We start from the raw sequence: 20,477 nt of genomic DNA, 5'->3' as shown, positions 1-20,477 counted from the left end.
CATTTGGGGCGGCAAACGCGATTTGGCAAGAGGATGTTGCAGCGCAACATTGGCTAACCGGCCATTTCCGACGATTATGTCGAGCTTGTCTGCGCGTTGCGAAACTTTTGACACAAATCGACGTTAAGCGGCCTGAATGCTCAGTCCTTACGCTCCCGTAAGAATTCTCACTTTCGCTCAGTCGCTCGACCGCGGCGGGGTGGAAAGCGCGTTGTTGCGCCTGGCGCGCGGGTGGATCGCGGCGGGCCATCGCGTGACGTTGGTCACCGGGCCGTCGCGCGGGCCGGTCGCCGCCATTCCCGACGGGGTCGAGGTAATCGAGACCGACGGATCGTATCTCGGCATGGCGCGCGCGCTGCCCGGGGCGGCACGGCGGATGCAGGCCGACATCGTCTTCTGCCCCGGCAACCATTATTCGAGCGCGGCGGCGTGGCTCCACGCAAGGTTGGGCAAGGAGTGCCCGCCGATCGTCGCCAAGGTGTCGAACCGGCTGAACCGCGACGACCAGCATTTCCCGGTCACGCAGGGCTATCGCGTGTGGTTGCGCGCGCATCGCGCGTTCATCGACCACATGGTGGCGATGACACCGGCGATGGCCGAGGAGACGGTGGCGATGACCGGCATCGGCGCCGATCATGTCAGTGTGATCGCCAATCCCCCGGGACTTGCCGGCACCGGCGTCCCGACCCCGCCGATTACGGGCAGCGATTATCTGATCGGGATCGGCCGGCTGGCGCCGCAAAAGCGCTGGGACCGCGCGATCGCCGCGCTCGCGGATGTCCAACGGCGCGAGACCAAGCTGATGATCCTCGGGGAGGGCGAGGCGCGGGGCGAGCTGGAACAGCAGATCGACTCACTCGGCCTGGGAGACCGAGTCCGCCTGCCGGGCTATTCGACCAATCCGCTGTCCGCGCTGACCAGCGCACGCGCGCTGGTGCTGACGTCCGACTTCGAAGGCGTGCCCGGCGTGCTCCAGGAAGCGCTGGCGGTGGGAACCCCGGTGGTGACGACCGATTCGAGCGTCGCCATCCGCGAAATCGTCGCCGACCCGCGCCAAGGCAGCGTGGTGCCGACCGGCGACGCCCCCGCGCTCGTCGCGGCGCTCGACCATTGGCTCGCGCCGGGACGCCCGCGCCCCGACCCGGTGCCCGAACGCGGGCGCGATTCGGTCGAGCGTTATATCCGGCTATTCGAAGAACTCGTGCTCAGGCGGCGGCTTCTTCGTAGTTGAACGGCACCGGCCCGCTCCCCCATCCGCGTTAGCGGATCATAACAGCGCTGGCTCGTCTTCCATCGCGCGCTCCGAATTGCGTTCGAGCGCGACCTTGATCATCGCGGTCAGCGGATCGGCCAGCGCCAGGCCCAGTACCCCAAATAGCGTCGAGGCAAGAATCTGCATCGACAGCGTCAGCGCCGGCGGCAGATCGACCGTGCGCCGCGCGACCAGCGGGATCACCACCCAGCCGTCGAACGTCTGAACGGTGAAATAGATGAAGATAGCCCACAATCCTGTGTCAATCCCGGCGCTGAACCCGACCGCGACCATCAGCACCCCGCTGATGAACGCTCCGATATTGGGGATGAACGCGAGCATGCCGGTGATGATCCCGAGCACAAGCGCCATCGGAATGCCGGCGATGCTGAGGGCGATCCATGTCACCACGCCCTCGAATGCCATTCCCGCCAGCCGTCCGGCGAGCAGGCGGCGCAACTGGCTCGCCATGCGACCCAGCGTCAGCGCGAATTCGGCGCGGTGATCGCTCGGCACCATCCACTGCAGCCCGCGGTCGTAGATCCTGGGTTCCATCGCGACGAACAGCCCGATCACCATGATCATGAATAGGGTCGTGACTGCGCCCAGCGCGGTACCGATCCAGCTGGTCAGCTTGCCGACCGATCCCATCGCTTGCTGCGCCAATCCCTTGAGGTCGTCCGCGCTAGGGACGAAGCCTTCGCCCGCCGCCCATTGCGACAGCCGGTCGAATTGGATCAGCAATGTCGCCTGAAGCTGCTTGAACTGGACCGCGACCCCGGCGCCCGTCTGGTACACCGTAATGCCGATGAACAGCATCGTCAGCACGACGACGATCACCAACCGCCAGCCGCGCCCGATCTTGAGCACGCGGCCGAGCAACCGCGTCCCGCCGTCGAGCATCGAGGCGAAGACCAAGCCCGCCAGGATGATCAGGATCGGCTGGATCAGGATCACCACCAGCGCCATCGCCGCCGCCAGCCCCAGCCATACCGCGGCGCGGCGCAATTCGCGCCGAGTCTCCGGGTTGCGCATCTCGTGCGGGCTGGGCTCGGTGACGAGCGGCTCGGGCGTCCCGGCCACCTATTTATCCCGCGCCGGATGGAGCGAGGTGCCGGCGCGCCCGCCGCGCAATCCGCCCCACCAGGTCAGCGGGTTCCACGTCGCGTTGCCGTTCTTGCTGAAGGTGATGAACTCGGCGCGCCCGCCGACATATTCCCACGGCACCGCGCCGCCGAGCCCCATCCCCTCCAGCGATACGCGGCTGTCGGCCGACTGGTCGCGATTGTCGCCCATCAGGAAGACGTGGTCGGCGGGGATCGTAATCGGCCCGTAATTATCGGCGAAAGTGTTGCCCAAATCCACCGTGTCATAACTGCGACCGTTGGGAAGCGTCTCGCGCACCAATGGCAAACGGCACCAAATTTTTCCGTCAGGGCCTTTATGCTGGGCGCCCGGATAAACGCCGGGATCGCAGGTTTCACTACGACGACCATCGTCCGCCGGCAGGAGGACGCCGCCATATTCGGGCAGGTCGACCTCATGCACCGGCCCGCGCTTGACCGCGACGTTGTTGATCAGGACGACGCCGTCACGCACTTCGATCTTGTCACCGGGCAAGCCGATCACGCGCTTGATGTAATCCTGGTTGCGCCCGGGCGGGGTCACGATCACGACATCGCCGCGCTCGGGCAGCCGCCCGAACAGCCGCCCCTTCACGAACGGCAATTGCACCCCCCAGCTTTCCTGCGGTTGCTTGAGCACCAGGCTCCTCCAGATCGCCACCGGGTTGGGGATGGTCGGCGAAATGAACGACCAGCCATAAGGATATTTGGTCACGACCAGCTGGTCGCCGACCTGCAGCCCGGGCAGCATCGATTCGGACGGGATGTAGAACGGTTTCGCGACGAAGCTGTGGAAACCGAGCACCGCGAGCACCAGCCAGGCGATACCGCGTATTTCGCGCCACACCGATCCGCTATTCACCCGCCGCCAGCGCCAGCCTGGCCGCGGCTTGGCGGTTTCCACGCTTTCGCTGTCGATATTTTCGCTGTCCAACGCCAACTCTTCGCTCATATTACGGGGTTCCGTCAGGCGCCGGCAGCGCCTCGATTACGACGAACGCCTGCGCCCAGGGATGATCGTCGGTCAGGGTGATGTGGATGTGCGCCACGTGGCCCGCCGGCACCATCGCGTCAAGCCGCGCGCGGGCGCCGCCGGTCAGCGCCAGGGTTGGCGCGCCCGAGCGGGCGTTGACTACGCCGATGTCCTTCATGAACACGCCCGCCTTGAACCCGGTGCCGACCGCCTTGGAAAACGCTTCCTTCGCGGCGAAGCGCTTGGCCAGCGTACCCGCCTTGGTGAAGGGGCGGCGATTCGCCTTGGCTTGCTCGATCTCGGTGAAACAGCGCCGCTCGAACCGCTCGCCGAACCGGTCGAGCGACGCTTGGATGCGCTCGATGTTGCACAGGTCGGAGCCGAGGCCGATGATCAACGCGCCGCGTCCATCAAGTCGCGCATCCGCCGCACGACCGGGGCCAGCCCGTCGAAGATCGCCTCGCCGATCAAAAAGTGCCCGATATTCAACTCGGCGAGTTGCGGGATCGCGGCGATCGGCAACACATTGTCGAAGGTGAGCCCATGCCCTGCATGCGGCTCGATCCCGTTCTTGACCGCGAGCGCGGCGGCGTCGGCGATTCGGCGCAGTTCGGCGCTCTGCTCCTCACCCGATAGCGCGCAATAGCGCCCGGTGTGCAGTTCGACGACCGGCGCGCCGAGGCTCAGCGCCGCCTCGATCTGGCGCGGGTCGGGCTCGATGAACAGCGACACACGAATGTTCGCGCCGACCAGTTCGCGGATCATCGGCGCGAGGCGGTTGTGCTGGCGCGCGGCGTCGAGTCCGCCCTCGGTGGTCAGTTCCTCGCGCTTTTCGGGGACGATGCACGCGGCGTGCGGGCGATGGCGCAGCGCGATCGCCAGCATTTCGTCGGTCGCCGCCATTTCGAGGTTGAGCGGGATCGGCAGCTCGGCGGACAGCCGCGCGTTGTCGTCGTCGGTGATGTGCCGCCGGTCCTCGCGCAGATGCGCGGTGATGCCGTCGGCGCCGGCGTCGGCGGCCAGCAACGCGGCGCGCACGGGGTCGGGATAGCCCGATCCGCGCGCGTTCCTGACGGTCGCGACATGGTCGATATTGACGCCCAGCCTCAGGCGCGTGGCGGCGGAAATGCTCATTGGAGGCGACAGATACGGACCCGGCCGGGGCCGCGCAACGTTGGCGCTTCAGTAAAAGTGCGCGGCGAGCCTTGATGATCGCGTAGCCCGCGGCGTATAGGCCCGACCAACCGGGTGTGTTCGCCCGAAGACGTGAATTCCAACGATCGCCGCGGCCTGCGGCGGTTCGTATCAACAGGGTGATGCGACACGATGCGCTTGATCGGGCTCAAATCTGCGATGCTGGCGGCGGGGCTGATGCTCGCCGGCGCCGGCCATGCCGCGCCGCAAGGAACGACGGCGCCTGCGCCTGCCGCGGCGCCGACGACCGCGGCTGCGACGGCGGCACCGGCAACTGCGACGCCGGCCCCGGCGGCCACGCCGGTTGCCGACCCCGAGATGCTGGCGCTGGACGGCGCCCCCAAGATGCTTCCGGTCAAGGGCATCGGCGACGCGGTCGACGGCGATATCGGCATCCAGCCGCAGGTCACCAAGAACGGCGAACGCGCGCGCGATTTTCACAACAACATCCTGGTGCCGGTGATCGTCGTGATCTCGCTGTTCGTGCTGATCCTGCTGTTGTGGGTGGTGTTCCGCTATCGTGCCGGCGCAAACCCGATCCCTTCGAAGACCGCGCACAACACGACGATCGAAGTGGTGTGGACATTGGTCCCCGTGCTGATCCTGGTGCTGCTGGCGATCCCGTCGATCGGGCTGTTGTCGGCGCAGTTCAAGCCGCCGCCCAAGAACGCCATCACGCTCAAGGCGACCGGCAACCAATGGTATTGGACCTATTCCTACCCCGACAATGGCGGGTTCGAGATCACCGCCAATATCCTCAAGGAAAAGGACGAAGTCGGCCCTGGCGAGCGCGCGCGGACCGACGATGACGGGCCGCGCCTGCTCGCGGTCGACAACCGCGTCGTGCTGCCGGTCGGCGTGCCGATCCGGCTGATCACCACCTCGGCCGACGTGATCCATTCGTGGGCGATGCCGGCGTTCTGGATCAAGCTCGACGCCGTCCCCGGGCGGTTGAACGAGACGAGCTTCACGATCGAGAAGCCCGGCCTCTATTTCGGGCAATGCTCCGAATTGTGCGGCCCCAAGCACGGCTACATGCCGATCGCGGTCGAGGCCGTGCCGCTCGACGTCTATAACCGCTGGGTGGCCGCCAAGGGCGGCACCGTCGCGGGCGCCAAGCCGGCCCCGACGCAGCCCGATACGGCAGCCGTCGCGAACACGACCGGCCCGACCGTCAATGCGACGGTCGCCGCGCCCACCAGCAATCAGGCCGCCACGGCGAATCCCGCCGGCGCCGGCAACCCCGGAAATTGAACGACATGAGCGACATCGCCCTCCACGACGATCACGGCCACGATGCCGATCACAAGCCCGGCTTCTTCGCGCGCTGGTTCATGTCGACCAACCATAAGGATATCGGTACGCTGTACCTGCTCTTCGCGATCACCGCGGGGATCATCGGCGGCGCGATTTCGGGGCTGATGCGCATCGAGCTTGCCTCGCCGCACCTCCAGTATCTCGGGCAATGGGCCAACGCGCTCAACCACCTGCGCGGCGGCGGCGACGTCAATGTCGATCAGGCCAAGCATCTGTGGAACGTGCTGGTCACCGCGCACGGGCTGATCATGGTGTTCTTCATGGTCATGCCGGCGATGATCGGCGGGTTCGGCAACTGGTTCGTGCCGCTGATGATCGGCGCCCCCGACATGGCGGTCCCGCGGATGAACAACATCTCCTTCTGGCTGCTGAGCCCCAGCTTCTCGCTGCTGCTGGCTTCGCCGTTCTTCGGTGGCGCCGACGGCGGCGCCGGGACCGGCTGGACGGTCTATGCCCCGCTCTCGACGCAGGAAGCGGGCCCGTCGACCGACATGGCGATCCTGTCGCTCCACCTGGCGGGCGCGAGCTCGATCCTCGGCGCGATCAACTTCATCACGACGATCTTCAACATGCGCGCGCCGGGTATGACGCTGCACAAGATGCCGCTGTTCGTGTGGTCGGTGCTGGTCACCGCGTTCCTGTTGCTGCTGGCGTTGCCGGTGCTGGCCGCCGCCATCACGATGCTGCTGACAGACCGCAATTTCGGCACGACCTTTTTCCAGGCCGAAGGCGGCGGCGACCCGATCCTGTACCAGCACCTGTTCTGGTTCTTCGGCCACCCCGAGGTCTACATCATGATCCTGCCGGGCTTCGGTATGGTCAGCCAGGTGATCGCGACCTTCTCCAAGAAGCCCGTCTTCGGCTATCTCGGCATGGCGTACGCCATGGTCGCGATCGGCGTGGTCGGCTTCATCGTGTGGGCGCACCACATGTTCACGACCGGTCTCAGCGTGAACACCAAGATGTATTTCACCGCCGCGACGATGGTGATCGCGGTGCCGACCGGCATCAAGATTTTCAGCTGGATCGCGACGATGTGGGGCGGATCGCTCTCGTTCAAGACGCCGATGATGTGGGCGCTGGGCTTCATCTTCATGTTCACCGTCGGCGGCGTGACCGGTGTCGTGCTCGCGAACGGCGGCGTCGACGATTACATGCAGGACACGTATTACGTCGTGGCGCACTTCCACTACGTGCTCAGCCTCGGCGCGGTGTTCAGCCTGTTCGCCGGTTTCTATTACTGGTTCCCCAAGATGTCGGGGCGGATGTACAACGAGTTCCTCGGCCAGGTGCACTTCTGGGTGTTCTTCATCGGCGTGAACGTGCTGTTCTTCCCGATGCATTTCCTGGGGCTGCAAGGCCAGCCGCGGCGCATGCCCGATTTCCAGGATGGGCTCGCGCACTGGAACCATATCGCCTCGGCGTGGGGCTATTCGATCATGGCGGCCGGGATGGCGGTGTTCTTCCTCAACATCCTGTGGTCGCTGTTCGCGGGCAAGAAGGCGCCCGACAATCCCTGGGGTTCGGGTGCGACGACGCTCGAATGGACGCTGTCGAGCCCGCCGCCGTATCACCAGTTCGAAACGCTGCCGATTATAGACGGGGGCGATGCCCATCATCACTGATCGACGCATGTCGGCACGAATGAGCGCCCCGGAAGAAATTCCGGGGCGTTTTTCGTTTAGGCGCCCAGGAACCGCCGCAGCGCCGCGACGTAGCGCACCGGCTGCTCAATCATCGTCAAATGCGAGCAGCCCGCGAATATCTCCAGCCGCGAGCCCGCGATGCCGCGCCGGATCGTCTGGTGGCAGTCGAGCGTGATCTCGTCGAACGCGCCGGTGGTAATGTACGTCGGCACCTTGATCCGCCCGAGGTCGGCGCGGCGGTCCCAGTCCTTGATCACGCCAGTAATGGTGAACTCGTTGGGGCCGTTCATCACGCGATAGGCGATCGATTTGCCGAGGTTGTCGAACGTGGCCAACGCGTCGGGCGTCGGCGGCACGCGGCAGACGTGCAGGTCGTAGAATTGCTGGACCAGCTTCTGGTATTCGGGGCTGTCGGTCTTCCCCGCTTTCTCCAGCGCGTGCATCCGCGCCCCGCCGCCGTTCGGCATCGCCGCGATCAGCCGCTGCTGCCCCGCCATCGCTTGCGGAATGCTGGCAAGCGCGCCGCCGAGGATCAGCTTCTCGATGCCCTTGCCGCGCCCCTGGCACAGATATTCGATCGCCAGCATCGATCCCCAGCTATGTCCGAACAGGATCGCGCGATCGAGTCCGAGTGCGCGGCGCACCGCATCGACCTCGTCGACCGAGCGCTGAATCGTGTAGATTTTTTCGTCCGCCGGGCTGTCGGCGCGGCCGCAGCCGAGCTGATCGTAGAAGATCACTGGCCGCTGATCCGCGAGCGCGCGCAACGGCAGCAGATAATTGTGCCCCGCGCCCGGCCCGCCATGCAGCGTCAGCAACGGCGTGCCGCCCCCGCCGCCGACCTTCATCCACCAGATGCGCCCGCCCGGCACATCGGCATGGCCTTCGGTGACCGGAGGCGCTGCGGCGAGTCCCGGCGAGAGCGCCATGGCACCCAGTGCAGCCACAGCTTCGCGGCGCGTGATCCTCATGATGTCCCCCTTTCTAGTTCGAGCGGAAATCTATTTCCGCCGAGCGCGCGTGTCGAATCCGGCGTCCAGCACGCTTCCCTCCGGGCCGACACGCGCTTATAGGCCGCGCATCCCATGACCACCGACACGATCGCTCTCCCCGCCGACTGGCGCGATTTCCTGGCGTTGACCAAGCCGCGGGTGATGACGCTCGTCGTATTCACCGGGCTGTGCGGGATGCTTGCCGCACCCGGCCAAGTGAACCCGGTGATCGGCTTCACCGCGATCCTGTGCATCGCGCTGGGGGCGGGCGCGGCGGGCGCGCTGAACCAATGGTATGAAGCCGATCTCGACGCGAAGATGAAGCGGACCGCGGGGCGGCCGCTTCCTGCCGGGCGGATGGACAAGCAATCCGCGCTGCAATTCGGGGTCGGGCTCGCCGTGTTCTCGGTGCTGATGATGGGGCTGTTCGTCAACGAACTGGCGGCTGCCATCTTGCTGGCGTCGATCCTGTTCTACGTGTTCGTCTACACGATCTGGCTCAAGCCGCGCACGCCGCAGAATATCGTCATCGGCGGTGCGGCGGGGGCATTCCCGCCGCTGATCGGCTGGGCGGCGGCGAGCGGCAGCCTGGCGCCGCTCCCGATCCTGTTGTTCGCGTTGGTGTTCCTGTGGACCCCGCCGCATTTCTGGGCGTTGGCGCTGTTCGTGAAGACCGATTACGCCAATGCCGGCATCCCGATGCTCCCCGTCGTCGCGGGTGAGCGCGCGACCCGCACCCAGATCGGGCTCTACACGATCCCGATGGCGGTGGCGGCGATCGCACCATGGCCGCTCGGGCTGACCGGAGCGATTTACGGCGCGGTGGCGGTCGTCGCGACCGGCTGGTTCGGCCTGCTGGCTTTGTGGGTCGCGACGCGGACGACGCGTGAAAGCGACACGATGCGCCCCGAAAAGCGCCTGTTCGCTTATTCGATCGTCTATCTGTTCGTGCTGTTCGGCGCGGTCGTCGTCGATCGGTGGCTGGTATGACCCCTGACGAAGAGGAACGCCGGCTCGCGGTGCAGCGCCGCAACTCGCGCGTGATGGCGTGGCTGCTCGGCGGCTTCGTCATCCTGATCTTCGCGGTGTCGATCGCCAAGATCGGAATCGGGGCGCATTCGTGAGCCATACGACGCGAACGGCGCTGCTCGCGGTACTCGGCATCTGCTTCATGAGCGGGCTCGCCTGGGCGAGCGTCCCGCTCTACCGGATGTTTTGCCAGGCGACGGGACTCAACGGCACCACCGGGCGGGGTCTGCGAGCCCCCGGCGCGGTCGACGGCAAGGTCACGGTGGCGTTCGACACCAATGTCGCGCCGGGCCTCAAATGGAAGTTCGCGCCCGAAAACGAGTCCGAGACGATCGATATCGGCGCGCGTGACATGGCGTTCTTTACCGCGACCAACACGTCCGACCGCACGCTGACCGGTACCGCGACGTTCAACGTTACTCCCGCGCAGGCCGGCGCCTATTTCAAGAAGATCCAGTGCTTCTGCTTCACCCAGCAGACGCTCAAGCCCGGCGAGACTCAGCGCATGCCGGTGATCTTTTACGTCGATCCGGCGATCCTCAAGGACCCCGACGCGCGCGACATCCAGACGATCACGCTCAGTTACACGTTTTACCCGGTGGATTCCGGTAAAACTCCTAGCTAGAGCGAAACCATATCTGACAGGGAACCACCCATGGCCGGCGCCAAGAACCACGATTATCATATCCTCAAGCCCGATATCTGGCCGATCATCGGCGCGTTTTCCGCGCTGGCGATGGCGGCGGGCGGCATTTCGTGGATGCACGGCGGGCATGTCGGCCACCCCAATGGCGGCGGCTATCTGTTCTTCGCCGGTGTCGCCGGCGTGCTGTTCACGATGTTCAGTTGGTGGGCGAACGTCATCCAGGAGGCGCATCAGGGCGATCATACCCCGGTAGTCCAGCTCCACCTGCGGTACGGCATGATCCTGTTCATCGCCTCCGAAGTGATGTTCTTCCTCGGCTGGTTCTGGGCGTTCTTCGACTTCTCGCTGTTCCCCGCGCCAGTTGTGTGGGACGCCGCGTCGAAAACCGCGAGCCTGGTCACCGACGCCGGCGCAAAGGCGGCCGCGGTGTGGCCCCCCAAGGGCATCGAGGTGATCAACGCCTTCCAGTTCCCTTTGCTCAACACGCTGATCCTGCTGTTGTCGGGCACGACGGTGACGTGGGCGCACCACGCGCTGATCCACAACCAGCGCGGCGGCGCGATGAAGGGTCTGTGGGGCTTGATCGGCGTCGGCGAGAATGACAGCGTCAAGAAGGGGCTGTGGCTGACGATCGTGCTCGGCCTGCTGTTCAGCTCGATCCAGGCGTATGAATATTCGGACGCGCCGTTCCCGTTCAAGGGGCTCAATTATGGCGCGTCGTTCTTCATGGCGACGGGTTTCCACGGCTTCCACGTGCTGATCGGGACGATCTTCCTCAGCGTGAACCTGGTCCGCGCGTACAAGGGCGACTTCACCCCGCGCCAGCATTTCGGGTTCGAGGCGGCGGCCTGGTACTGGCACTTCGTCGACGTGGTGTGGCTGTTCCTGTTCGTCACCATCTATGTCTGGGGCGGCTGGGGCGCACCGATCCACGCCGGCTGATGACGCAAGAGCGGGCGGTCGCGGGCCCGACCCCCGCCGAGGTCGCGTTCAAGGGACTGTGCCCGCGCTGTGGGGCGCCGACCTTGTTCGCCGGTTGGGCGAAGTTCGCCGGCACGTGCTCGGCGTGCGGCTTGGACTTTAGCCGGTTTAATGTCGGTGACGGGCCGGCGGCGTTCCTGACTTTGATTCTGGGTGCGATCGTCGTCGGATTGGCGATCTGGCTCGAGCTCGCGGCACACCCGCCATGGTGGGTTCATGTCCTGCTCTGGGTGCCGATCACCGCAGCCGCCGTGCTAGGCGCGCTGCGAGTATCCAAGGGCGCGTTGCTCGCGCTCGAATATCGCAACCGCGCCGCCGAAGTCCGCAACGAGGACGCGATATGAAGCGCCTGCCGATCATTCCGACGATCCTGGTCGTGCTGGCGGTGGCGGCGATGATCGGGCTGGGTTTCTGGCAACTCCAGCGCCGAACGGAGAAACTGGCGCTGCTGCACGAGCTGGCCGCCAACGCCACGAAGCCAGTGATCGCGCTGCCGATCCCGGCGATCGGCGACGATCTGCTGTTCCGCCGCGCGAGTGCGCTGTGCCTCAAGCCCGTTAGCTTCTCTACCGAGGGGGCGGGCAATGCCGGCTACCGCATCATCGCGCAGTGCAAAACCGGCGCCGAAGGGCCGGGGTTCGCGGTGCAGATCGGCACGACGCGCGACGTCGATTTCAAGCCGGCCTGGACCGGCGGCCCGGTCAGCGGGATGATCAGCCACGCGCCGAGTCACAGTCCGCTGATCGCCGGGCTGTTCGGCAAGGCGGCGCCGCAACAATTGCTGCTGGTCGCCGACACGCCCGCGCCCGGGCTGACCGCCAACGCGGTGCCGAGCATCGAATCGATCCCCAACAATCACCTTGCCTATGCCGTGCAATGGTTCGCCTTCGCCGCGATCGCGCTGGTGATCTACGGTCTCGCGCTGCGGTGGCGCGCGCGCAAGGAACCCTGATGCGCTACGTCAGCACGCGCGGCACCGCGCCCGCGCTCGATTTTCGCGAAGTCACGCTGGCGGGGCTCGCCAATGATGGCGGGCTGTACCTGCCCGACGCATGGCCGAGCCTGACGCGGGACGAGATCGCCGCGTTTAACGGGCTGTCCTACGTCGAAACCGCCGTCCGCGTGATGCTACCGTTCGTCGGCGATGCGCTGAGCGAGGACGACCTGCGCTCGCTCTGTTCCCAGGCGTACGGGCGGTTCGCGCACGACGCGGTGACGCCCTTGGTCCAGCTCGACCACCGGCACTGGCTGCTCGAACTGTTCCACGGCCCGACCCTGGCGTTCAAGGACGTCGCGCTGCAATTGCTCGGGCTGCTGTTCGAGAAGTTCCTGACGGGGACCGACCGTCCGCTGACGGTTGTGGGCGCGACCAGTGGCGACACCGGGTCGGCGGCGATCGACGCGCTGGCCGGGCGCGAGCATGTCGAGATCTTCATGCTCCACCCCAAGGGCCGCGTGTCCGACGTCCAGCGCCGCCAGATGACCACGGTGCTCGCCCCCAACGTCCACAACATCGCGATCGAGGGCAGCTTCGACGACGCGCAGGGACTCGTGAAGGCGATGTTCAACGCCAACGCCGCGGGTACCGGGCCGCTTGGGCATTTGCGGCTGTCGGCGGTGAATTCGATCAACTGGGCGCGGCTGATGGCGCAGGTCGTCTATTATTTCTACGCCGCGGTCCGGCTCGGCGCGCCCGAGCGATCGATCGCTTTCTCTGTCCCGACGGGCAATTTCGGCGACGTATTCGCAGGGTATGTCGCGGCGCGGATGGGGCTGCCGGTCGCCAGGCTGATCGTCGCGACCAACGTCAACGACATCCTTCACCGCGCGCTGTCGGCGGGCGATTATTCGGCGAAGGGCGTGGTCGCGACCCCGACCCCGTCGATGGACATCCAGGTTAGCTCGAACTTCGAGCGATTGCTGTTCGACCTCGGCGGGCGCGACGGTGCGGCGACCGCTGCGCAGATGGCCGGGTTCGAAGCATCGAAGGCGATGCGGCTGACCAACGCGCAACGCGAGGGCGCGGGCGAATTATTCGCTAGCGCGCGCGTCGACCTCGACGACATGGCGCTGGCGATGCGCTGGGCGTGCGAGCGCGCGGGGCAAGTGATCGACCCGCATACCGCGATCGGGCTGTCGGCGGCGCGATCGAGCGACCTCGACGTGCCGGTCGTCACGCTCGCCACCGCGCACCCCGCCAAGTTCCGCGACGCGGTCGAGCGCGCGACCGGCGTGCGGCCGATCCTGCCGGCGCGGATGGGCGACCTGTTCGAGCGCGAGGAACGCTACGAAACGCTCCCTGGCACGTTGGACGCGGTGGCGGGGTACATCGCCAAGACCGCGGCATGAAGCTCGAAACCCTCATCGGCGAACCATGGGCCGATTACGGCCTGATCGATTGCGGCCACGGGCGAAAGCTCGAACGCTATGGCCGCTTCCGCTTCATTCGCCCGGAGCCGCAGGCGATGTGGGCGCCGGCGAGCGAGGACTGGCGCGCCGACGCCGAATTCATTCCCGGGTCGGACGAGGAAGGCGGCGGGCGCTGGGAGTATAACGGCCCGGTTCCGCGCGAGGGCTGGGCGATGAAGTGGGACGACGTCGCGTTCACCGCACAAACCACACCGTTCCGGCACCTCGGCTTCTTCCCCGACATGGCGCCGGTGTGGAGCTGGATGCGCGAACGGCTCGATGGGGTGACCGACGCGGAGGCGCTCAACCTGTTCGGCTATACCGGCGTCGGCACGCTTGCGCTGGCGTCGCAGGGCGTGAAGATGGTGCATGTCGATGCCTCGAAGAAATCGGTCGAAGGCGCGCGGGCGAACGCGCAACTCGCTGGGTTGGCCGACAAACCGGTGCGCTGGATGATCGACGATGCGACCAAGTTCGCCGCGCGCGAAGTGCGCCGCGGGCGGCGCTACGACGGCATATTGCTCGACCCGCCCAAGTTCGGCCGCGGACCGGAGGGCGAGGTGTGGCGGTTGGAGGAAGGCTTGCCGGGGCTGGTCGCGGATTGCCGTCAATTGCTCGACGAGCAGTCGAAATTCCTGTTCCTGACGGTGTACGCGGTGCGGATGTCGGCGTTGGCGATCGGGGAGCTAGTGAGCCAGGCGTTCGCCAATTTGCCCGGGACGGTCGAAGCGGGCGAGCTCGCGGTGCGCGAGGAAACGCGCGGGCTGCTGCTCCCCACCGCGATCTGGGCGCGGTGGAGCCGCTAGTCAGACAATTTGGCAGATCGCGTAGATTATCGCCCCGACCACTGCCAAGGCCAGCAAACAGCCCCACAAGGGTATCGGGGTCGATTGATGTTCGCCCCAGCGCACTTCGTCGGGTGTGTAGCCAGCCTCCAGCGCTTCTTCATCGGTCATTGCGCGGCGCTCTCTGTTACCGCTCATTTCTTAGTCCAACCCCGCGCGGATCGCCGCCCCAGCCACAAATGGTGCGCCCGCGACCAACAGCAGGCTCACCGCCGCCAACAGCTTGAGCGCGCCGGTGCCGCCGTCGAGGCTGCCCGCGCCGAAGATCAGCAGCGGGATCGCCAGCGGCAGGATCAGCAACCCAGCGAGCGCGCCCGCGCCGCGCAGCGTGGCGGTGAGGGCACTGACCGCGACCGCCAGTGCCGCCAGCCCAGGCGTGCCGATCAGCAGGCTCAATTCGACCTGGATCAGCGTGTCGGTAGGCAAGTTGAGTAACGCGGCGGCAGGGAAGGCCGCAAGCAGGATCGGGGGGGCAAAACTGAGCCAGTGCGCGGCGAGCTTGGCGAAGGCGATCGCCGCGGGCGACTGTCCGCGCACCAGTAACTGGTCGATCACGCCGCTGGCCAGGTCGGGCGCGATCAGCCGCTCCACCGGGATCAGCGCAGCGAGCAATGCTGCCGCCCACAATACCCCGCCGCCGATCCGCGCGAGCAACGCCGCGTCGGGTCCGACCGCGAACGGGAACAGGATCGCGACGAGGAGGAAGAACGCGACGGGCAGCAGCGCGCCACCGCCGATCCATGCGCGCCGCACGTCGCGGGCTATCAGGGCAGTCAGGTTCATGCGCCCAACTCGACGATCTGCGCATCGGGCAACGCGACCGGGGTATGGCTTGCTACGATCACCGCGCCGCCATTTGCACGGTGATCGATGATGACGGTCTCCAACCGACCGAGCGCGGCGGTGTCCAACCCGTTTGCCGGTTCGTCGAGCAACCACACCGGCGCCCCGCTTGCCACCACACGGGCGAAGGCGGCGCGGCGGCGTTGGCCGGTCGAGAGCAAGCGGACGGGGATGTCAGCGAGATCGCTCAATGCCAGTGCGGCGAGTGCGCCGGACACTGCAGTCGGGCGCGCGTCGAGCCGCGCCCAGAAGCCGAGCGCCTTTGCGAGCGGCAATTCCTCGTCGAGCGACGCCGCTTCGGTCAGCAATGCGCGCGCCGTCTCGCCTTCGACCGTTCCGGCGGCGGGAGGCAGCAACCCGGCGGCAACGCGGATCAGGCTCGACTTACCCGCGCCGTTGGGGCCGGTGACCAGCATCGCACCGCCGGCGTCGAGTGCGAACGACAGTCCTTCGAACAAAGCTCGCCCGCCGCGCACGCACGTCACATCGCGGAACGCGAGCAGGCTCACGCCTCATCCTCCAGATGGTGCATATCGGCGTCGCTCAGCCCGAAATGATGCCCGACCTCGTGGATCACGATGTGGCGGACGAGCGTCGCCAGATCCTCCCCGTCGGCGACCCATTCGTCGAGGATCGCGCGGCGATAGAGGTGGATCCTGTCGGGCGGCGCGCCCGATTCCATCGACGATTTCTCGCCCACCGGACGGCCGTGATAGACGCCGGTCAGGTCGTGCGGATCCTCGATGCCAAGCGCATCGAGTGTCTCTTCGTCGGCATATTCCTCGACGATCAGCACGACGTTGCCGAGATGCGCCGCAAATTCAGGCGGCAACGAGGCCAGCGTCGCGCGCGCGATCGCCTCGATCTCGCCCGCGCTCGGGGCGCGCTGCTCTTGCCCGCTCATCCTCCTCGGCATAGGCCGATACGCGGACACGCGGCAAGCAAGGGAGAGCGCCGATGGTCGACCAACTGACCGAGGACGAACGCGCCGGCGCGCTCGATGAGCTCGACGAATGGGATTATGACGAAGCGCGCGACGCGATCACCCGTAGCTTCACCTTCGAAGATTTCACCGAAGCGTTTGCGTTCATGACTCGAGTCGCGCTGATCGCGGAGAAGAGCGACCACCATCCCGAATGGTCGAACGTGTGGAACCGGGTCGACATCTTGCTGACCACGCACGACGCCGGCGGGCTGTCGGCGCGCGACGTCGCGATGGCCGAGGCGATCGACGCGCTGGTCGACTAACCTCCGTTCGCCCTGAGCTTGTCGAAGCCCGTCCTGAGCGACGCCGCAGGCGGCGTCGAAGGGGGCGTGTTGTGTTAGGCGTGCTTCGACAGGCTCAGCACGAACGGTATTATTGGTCGCTCGGCGTGGCCAGCCCCCGCCGCATCTGTTTCCGGATTTTGCCCGGCAGCCATTTCGCCGCGAATTTGAGCCGGAACGCGGTCTTGCCGACATAGGTGTGAACCGCGTCACCGTGCACCGCCTGCCATGCCGCCTCCGCCACAGCGTCGGGGCTGGTCAGTTCGAGCCCTGCGTTCTGGACGACCTCACGGATATTCTGGTTGCTGCCCTCGATCGGCCCCTGGAGCAGCGGTGTGTCGATGAAGCCGGGGATCAGGTCGCGGACCTTGATCCCGTCGCCGAACCATTCGCCGTCGAGCCCCTCGGTCAGCGCGCGCACCCCGAACTTGGTCGCCGAATAGACCACCAGCCCCGACGTGCCGTAGATCGCCGAAGCGCTGGCGGTGTTGAGCAGGCACGATCCCGGCGTGTTCTTGAGATAGTCGTGGCCGATCTTGGCGCCGTTGAGCACGCCGCCCAGGTTGATCGCGACCACCCTGTCCATGTCCTCGAAACTCATCTGCGCGATGGGCCCGCCGGTGCCGACCCCCGCATTGTTGAACAGCACGTCGAGCCGACCGCCGCTCTTGTTGGTGAAGTCGTTGAGGCTCGACACCCACGCGGCGCGGTCGCGCACATCCATCGTGTACGTATCCACCATCCCGGCGGGCAGCATCGCCGCGGTCTCGCGCAGTCCACTCGCGTTGACGTCGGCCAGGCCGACCCGCCAGCCTTCGCGCGCGAAGCGTTGTGCGACCGCTTGGCCAATGCCCGATCCGCCGCCGGTGATGAAGATCGCTTTCGCATCCGCCATGACCATCCCCCAATTTCGTCATGCCGGGCTTGTTCCGGCATCCAACTATCCTCTGACGACAAAGCTTGGGGCACGTTGGACCCCGGAACAAGTCCGGGGTGACGAACGAGGTGTTTGACGCGCCTTCGCCACTCACCCACACTTCGCCGATGACCGTTATCGGCCCTTCCGTTGCGCTAAGTGGCGTGACTAAGATGTATCCAGGCGGAGCGGTCGCGGTCGATGGCGTGTCGGTCGATATCGCCGGCGGCAGCTTCGTCGCACTGGTCGGCAGCTCGGGGTCGGGCAAATCGACCCTGCTCAAGACGATCAACCGGCTGATCGAGCCGAGCGCTGGGTCGGTGTCGATCGATGGCGCGGATGTGACGGCCGGCGATCCGTTCCGGTTGCGGCGGCGGATCGGGTACGTGTTCCAGAATATCGGGCTGTTCCCGCATATGACGGTGGCGGAGAATGTCGCGATCGGGTTGCGGCTGGAGGGCGAGGCCAGGCCGGCGGCGCGAGTCGCGGAGTTGCTCGCCTTGGTCGACCTACCCGCCAATTTTGCTCCCCGCATGCCCGATCAATTGTCGGGCGGGCAGCGCCAGCGCGTCGGCGTGGCGCGTGCGCTGGCGACCGAGCCGAAGCTGCTGCTGATGGACGAACCGTTCGGCGCGCTCGATCCGGTCACGCGCGATCAACTCGGCACCGCGATCCGTAAGCTCCACGACCGGCTCGGGCTGACCACGATCATGGTCACGCACGACATGGCCGAAGCGCTGATCCTCGCCGACCGCGTGCTGGTGATGGACAAAGGCCGGATCGTCGCCGACGCCGCGCCCAAGGCATTGCTGGCGGGCGAGGGCGGGACCGAGGCGCAGGCGTTGGTCGCGGTGCCGCGCGAACAGATGCGGCGGCTCGGCGCGCTGGAGGCGGGCGCATGAGCGATTTCCTCGAAGCCCTTTCCCGTGCGCCAGATCTGCTCGCGCAGCATTTGTTGCTGGCGATGGCTGCGCTCGTCCTCGGCATCGTCCTCAGCCTGCCGCTGGCGGTGTGGTCGGCACGGGTGCCGGCGGTCGGGCGCGTCGCACTCGGATTCGCCAGCCTGATCCAGACGATCCCCAGCCTTGCGCTGCTGGCGCTATTCTATCCGCTGCTGCTGTCGCTCTCGACGCTGGTCGGCGGCGGAATTCCCGCGCTCGGCTTCCTGCCATCGCTGCTCGCGCTGACGCTCTACGCATTGCTGCCGATCCTGCGGAACGGCGTGACCGGGCTCGCCGGGATCGACCCAGCCGTAATCGAGGCCGCTGACGGCGTAGGCATGACCGCGCGGCAGAAGTTGCGGCTGGTCGAGGCGCCGCTGGTCGCGCCGGTGCTGATGGCGGGTATCCGTACCGCAGCGGTGTGGACGATCGGTGCCGCGACTTTGTCGACCACGGTCGGCCAGCCGAGCCTCGGCGACATGATCTTCGCCGGTTTGCAGACGCAGAATTGGGCGCTGGTGCTCGCCGGGTGCTTCGCCGCCGCGGGACTCGCGCTCGCGGTCGACGCGCTTCTCGGGGTGATCGAGCACGGCATCGCGCGGCGCAAGCGCGGCCGCGTATGGGTTGCGCTAGGCGTGCTGGCGGCGGGCATCCTGGTCGCGCTGGCGCCGATGCTCCCGGCGTCGAAGCCGACGATCACGATTGGCGCCAAGGGCTTTTCGGAGCAATACATCCTCGCGCGCGTGATCGGGCACCGGCTCGAAGCGGCGGGGTATCGCGTCCGGTACAAGGAAGGGCTCGGGTCGGGGGTGATGTTCGCCGCGTTGACCTCGAGCGATGTCGATGTCGCGGTCGATTACACCGGGACGATCTGGACCAACGAGATGAAGCGCACCGACACGCCGTCGCGCGACGCGATGCTGGCGGCGATCACGCAGTGGGAGGGCAAGCAAGGGCTCAACTTGCTCGGCCGGCTCGGGTTCGAGAATGCCTATGCCTTCGCGATGCGCGGTGACCGCGCGCGAGCGTTGGGACTGACCAGCCTCGACGATCTGGTCGCGAAGGCGCCCGACTTGCGCTTCGGTGCCGACCTCGAATTCCTGGAGCGCCCCGAATGGAAGGCGGTGCGCGCCGCCTATCCACTGCGGTTCGGCTCGGCCAACGCGTACAACCCGACCTTCATGTACCGCGCACTCGAAAGCGGGCAGGCCGACGTGATCTCGGCCTTCTCGTCCGACGGGCGGATCGCGGCGGACAAGCTGACTGTGCTGAGCGATCCGCGCGGCGCGATTCCCAATTATGACGCGATCCTGACGATTGCGCCGCGTCTCGCGCGCGATCGCAGGTTTGTCGCCGCGCTCAAGCCGCTGATCGGCAAGGTGCCGGTCGAGGCGATGCGCGAGGCCAATTACATGGTCGACCGCGACACCGGAAAGGTCAGTCCCGACGTCGCGGCGCGGTGGCTGGAGAGGCTGATCTTCCGAAAATAGCGGCGCTATTTTCGATCGGAAAGATCAGCCCGGCCGGCAGCGCATCTGCGTTGGCCGACGACGCGGCTTTGCCGCGGCGTGCTGGTTAGAAAAACAGCTTCCGAATACCCACGCGCACCGTCCGCCCCAGCGGATCGAGATAATCGGGCTGGTAACTAACCGGCGTGCCGCCCGCGGCATCGCGCACGCGCTGGCGCGAATCGAACAGATTGTCCACGCTGGCGACGAACCGCATGCCGACCGCCCATTTGTGCTTCGCGATGAAGTCCAGCCGGCTCGACGGATCGAAGAACAGCCGCAGATTGGCGGTCGCCAGGCTCGAGAAATTGAGCGTGGTCGGTGCCGCCGCGGTGCCGCCGACGACGCGCGTGCCGCTCTGCCAATTGACCGACAGCCGCGCACCAAGCCCATTATTGGAATAGCCCGCCTGTGCCTCGACCTCATGCCGCGACTGTCCGCCCGATCCGATCGCGCCGCCATTGAGCAGGTCGATCACGGGTACGCCCGGCGCGATCTCGACTCGGTCGGTGAAGTGCCAGGTGTGATAGAGCGCGAATTGTATCCGCCCGCTGCCGCCGCCCGGGCCGCCGCCGCCGAACCCGCCGCGGCCGCC

Annotated in this window: 24 protein-coding genes and 1 pseudogene; 14 read left to right on the top strand and 11 right to left on the bottom strand. The window is 66.5% G+C overall.

Features of this window, described 5'->3' with window-relative positions; translation table 11 throughout:
• Positions 1–136 precede the first annotated feature (136 nt).
• Positions 137–1,231: a glycosyltransferase gene (locus JWM94_RS08290; RefSeq protein WP_299424854.1), complete on the top strand. Its 1,095-nt coding sequence runs from the start codon at positions 137–139 to the stop codon at positions 1,229–1,231.
• 36 nt (positions 1,232–1,267) lie between these two features.
• On the opposite strand, the gene JWM94_RS08285 is transcribed toward JWM94_RS08290, so the two are convergent.
• Genes JWM94_RS08285 through JWM94_RS08270 form a run of 4 tightly spaced genes read right to left on the bottom strand, consistent with a single transcriptional unit; the run spans position 1,268 to position 4,483 of the window.
• Complete coding sequence (locus JWM94_RS08285; protein ID WP_299424882.1) at positions 1,268–2,287, bottom strand: AI-2E family transporter; 1,020 nt, start codon at positions 2,285–2,287, stop codon at positions 1,268–1,270.
• 48 nt (positions 2,288–2,335) lie between these two features.
• Positions 2,336–3,328 (bottom strand): signal peptidase I, encoded by a 993-nt coding sequence (gene lepB, locus JWM94_RS08280; RefSeq protein ID WP_299424851.1) that lies wholly within the window; start codon positions 3,326–3,328, stop codon positions 2,336–2,338.
• 1 nt (position 3,329) lies between these two features.
• Positions 3,330–3,746 (bottom strand): holo-ACP synthase, encoded by a 417-nt coding sequence (gene acpS / locus JWM94_RS08275; RefSeq protein WP_299424848.1) that lies wholly within the window; start codon positions 3,744–3,746, stop codon positions 3,330–3,332.
• A complete protein-coding gene (locus tag JWM94_RS08270) occupies positions 3,743–4,483 on the bottom strand; it encodes a pyridoxine 5'-phosphate synthase (protein ID WP_299424845.1) in 741 nt (246 codons plus the stop codon). The genes acpS and JWM94_RS08270 overlap by 4 nt, the downstream gene beginning before the upstream one ends.
• 192 nt (positions 4,484–4,675) lie before the next feature.
• Between JWM94_RS08270 and coxB the strand changes: the two genes are divergently transcribed.
• Both coxB and ctaD read left to right on the top strand, forming a co-directional pair.
• The gene (coxB, locus tag JWM94_RS08265; RefSeq protein WP_299424842.1) at positions 4,676–5,797 is read left to right on the top strand and encodes a cytochrome c oxidase subunit II; all 1,122 of its coding nucleotides are present in this window, start codon (positions 4,676–4,678) and stop codon (positions 5,795–5,797) included.
• A gap of 5 nt (positions 5,798–5,802) precedes the next feature.
• On the top strand, positions 5,803–7,485 hold the full coding sequence (gene ctaD, locus JWM94_RS08260) for a cytochrome c oxidase subunit I (protein ID WP_299424840.1): 1,683 nt from the start codon (positions 5,803–5,805) through the stop codon (positions 7,483–7,485).
• Positions 7,486–7,541: 56 nt separating this feature from the next.
• Here the strand turns inward: ctaD and JWM94_RS08255 are convergent, their stop codons facing one another.
• The gene (locus JWM94_RS08255; RefSeq protein ID WP_299424838.1) at positions 7,542–8,477 is read right to left on the bottom strand and encodes a proline iminopeptidase-family hydrolase; all 936 of its coding nucleotides are present in this window, start codon (positions 8,475–8,477) and stop codon (positions 7,542–7,544) included.
• Positions 8,478–8,591: 114 nt separating this feature from the next.
• Here JWM94_RS08255 and JWM94_RS08250 point away from each other — a divergent pair, with 114 nt between their 5' ends.
• From JWM94_RS08250 to JWM94_RS08215, 8 genes are read left to right on the top strand one after another with little or no spacing between them, the layout of a single operon-like run.
• On the top strand, positions 8,592–9,488 hold the full coding sequence (locus JWM94_RS08250; RefSeq protein WP_299424835.1) for a heme o synthase: 897 nt from the start codon (positions 8,592–8,594) through the stop codon (positions 9,486–9,488).
• Entirely contained in the window at positions 9,485–9,622 is a 138-nt protein-coding gene (locus JWM94_RS08245; protein ID WP_299424832.1) for a hypothetical protein, read from the top strand. The genes JWM94_RS08250 and JWM94_RS08245 overlap by 4 nt, the downstream gene beginning before the upstream one ends.
• Positions 9,619–10,152: a cytochrome c oxidase assembly protein gene (locus tag JWM94_RS08240; protein WP_299424829.1), complete on the top strand. Its 534-nt coding sequence runs from the start codon at positions 9,619–9,621 to the stop codon at positions 10,150–10,152. The genes JWM94_RS08245 and JWM94_RS08240 overlap by 4 nt, the downstream gene beginning before the upstream one ends.
• Positions 10,153–10,182: 30 nt before the next feature.
• Positions 10,183–11,115, top strand: coding sequence for a cytochrome c oxidase subunit 3 (locus tag JWM94_RS08235; RefSeq protein WP_299424826.1), 933 nt, complete (start codon positions 10,183–10,185; stop codon positions 11,113–11,115).
• On the top strand, positions 11,115–11,498 hold the full coding sequence (locus tag JWM94_RS08230) for a DUF983 domain-containing protein (RefSeq protein ID WP_299424824.1): 384 nt from the start codon (positions 11,115–11,117) through the stop codon (positions 11,496–11,498). Before JWM94_RS08235 ends, JWM94_RS08230 begins: the two co-directional genes overlap by 1 nt.
• Entirely contained in the window at positions 11,495–12,106 is a 612-nt protein-coding gene (locus JWM94_RS08225; protein WP_299424823.1) for an SURF1 family protein, read from the top strand. The genes JWM94_RS08230 and JWM94_RS08225 overlap by 4 nt, the downstream gene beginning before the upstream one ends.
• Positions 12,106–13,503, top strand: a complete 1,398-nt coding sequence (gene thrC, locus JWM94_RS08220; RefSeq protein WP_299424822.1) for a threonine synthase — start codon at positions 12,106–12,108, stop codon at positions 13,501–13,503. The genes JWM94_RS08225 and thrC overlap by 1 nt, the downstream gene beginning before the upstream one ends.
• Positions 13,500–14,369: a class I SAM-dependent methyltransferase gene (locus JWM94_RS08215; RefSeq protein WP_299424819.1), complete on the top strand. Its 870-nt coding sequence runs from the start codon at positions 13,500–13,502 to the stop codon at positions 14,367–14,369. The genes thrC and JWM94_RS08215 overlap by 4 nt, the downstream gene beginning before the upstream one ends.
• Here the strand turns inward: JWM94_RS08215 and JWM94_RS08210 are convergent, their stop codons facing one another.
• Genes JWM94_RS08210 through JWM94_RS08195 form a run of 4 tightly spaced genes read right to left on the bottom strand, consistent with a single transcriptional unit; the run spans position 14,370 to position 16,155 of the window.
• Positions 14,370–14,546 (bottom strand): hypothetical protein, encoded by a 177-nt coding sequence (locus tag JWM94_RS08210; RefSeq protein ID WP_299424817.1) that lies wholly within the window; start codon positions 14,544–14,546, stop codon positions 14,370–14,372.
• A 3-nt stretch (positions 14,547–14,549) separates the two neighbouring features.
• The gene (locus JWM94_RS08205; RefSeq protein ID WP_299424814.1) at positions 14,550–15,191 is read right to left on the bottom strand and encodes a heme exporter protein CcmB; all 642 of its coding nucleotides are present in this window, start codon (positions 15,189–15,191) and stop codon (positions 14,550–14,552) included.
• The gene (gene ccmA, locus JWM94_RS08200) at positions 15,188–15,760 is read right to left on the bottom strand and encodes a heme ABC exporter ATP-binding protein CcmA (protein ID WP_299424811.1); all 573 of its coding nucleotides are present in this window, start codon (positions 15,758–15,760) and stop codon (positions 15,188–15,190) included. The genes JWM94_RS08205 and ccmA overlap by 4 nt, the downstream gene beginning before the upstream one ends.
• The gene (locus tag JWM94_RS08195) at positions 15,757–16,155 is read right to left on the bottom strand and encodes a metallopeptidase family protein (RefSeq protein WP_299424807.1); all 399 of its coding nucleotides are present in this window, start codon (positions 16,153–16,155) and stop codon (positions 15,757–15,759) included. The genes ccmA and JWM94_RS08195 overlap by 4 nt, the downstream gene beginning before the upstream one ends.
• 53 nt (positions 16,156–16,208) lie before the next feature.
• Between JWM94_RS08195 and JWM94_RS08190 the strand changes: the two genes are divergently transcribed.
• Positions 16,209–16,499 (top strand): 4a-hydroxytetrahydrobiopterin dehydratase, encoded by a 291-nt coding sequence (locus tag JWM94_RS08190; RefSeq protein ID WP_299424804.1) that lies wholly within the window; start codon positions 16,209–16,211, stop codon positions 16,497–16,499.
• Between the two features lie 109 nt (positions 16,500–16,608).
• On the opposite strand, the gene JWM94_RS08185 is transcribed toward JWM94_RS08190, so the two are convergent.
• Positions 16,609–17,412 carry an SDR family oxidoreductase gene (locus JWM94_RS08185; RefSeq protein WP_299424802.1) on the bottom strand — a complete coding sequence of 268 codons (804 nt, stop codon included), beginning with the start codon at positions 17,410–17,412 and terminating at the stop codon, positions 16,609–16,611.
• A gap of 194 nt (positions 17,413–17,606) precedes the next feature.
• Between JWM94_RS08185 and JWM94_RS08180 the strand changes: the two genes are divergently transcribed.
• On the top strand, positions 17,607–18,335 hold the full coding sequence (locus tag JWM94_RS08180; protein ID WP_299424880.1) for an ATP-binding cassette domain-containing protein: 729 nt from the start codon (positions 17,607–17,609) through the stop codon (positions 18,333–18,335).
• The gene (locus tag JWM94_RS08175; RefSeq protein ID WP_299424799.1) at positions 18,332–19,864 is read left to right on the top strand and encodes an ABC transporter permease/substrate-binding protein; all 1,533 of its coding nucleotides are present in this window, start codon (positions 18,332–18,334) and stop codon (positions 19,862–19,864) included. Before JWM94_RS08180 ends, JWM94_RS08175 begins: the two co-directional genes overlap by 4 nt.
• A gap of 85 nt (positions 19,865–19,949) precedes the next feature.
• Here JWM94_RS08175 and JWM94_RS08170 read toward each other — a convergent pair.
• A pseudogene (locus JWM94_RS08170) lies at positions 19,950–20,477 on the bottom strand (TonB-dependent receptor); the annotation flags it as partial.

The organism is Sphingomonas bacterium (assembly GCF_028289855.1).
GTDB lineage: Bacteria > Pseudomonadota > Alphaproteobacteria > Sphingomonadales > Sphingomonadaceae > Sphingomonas.
The sequence above is the reverse complement of the archived record's forward strand: the minus strand, read 5'-3'. Positions and strand labels throughout refer to the sequence as shown.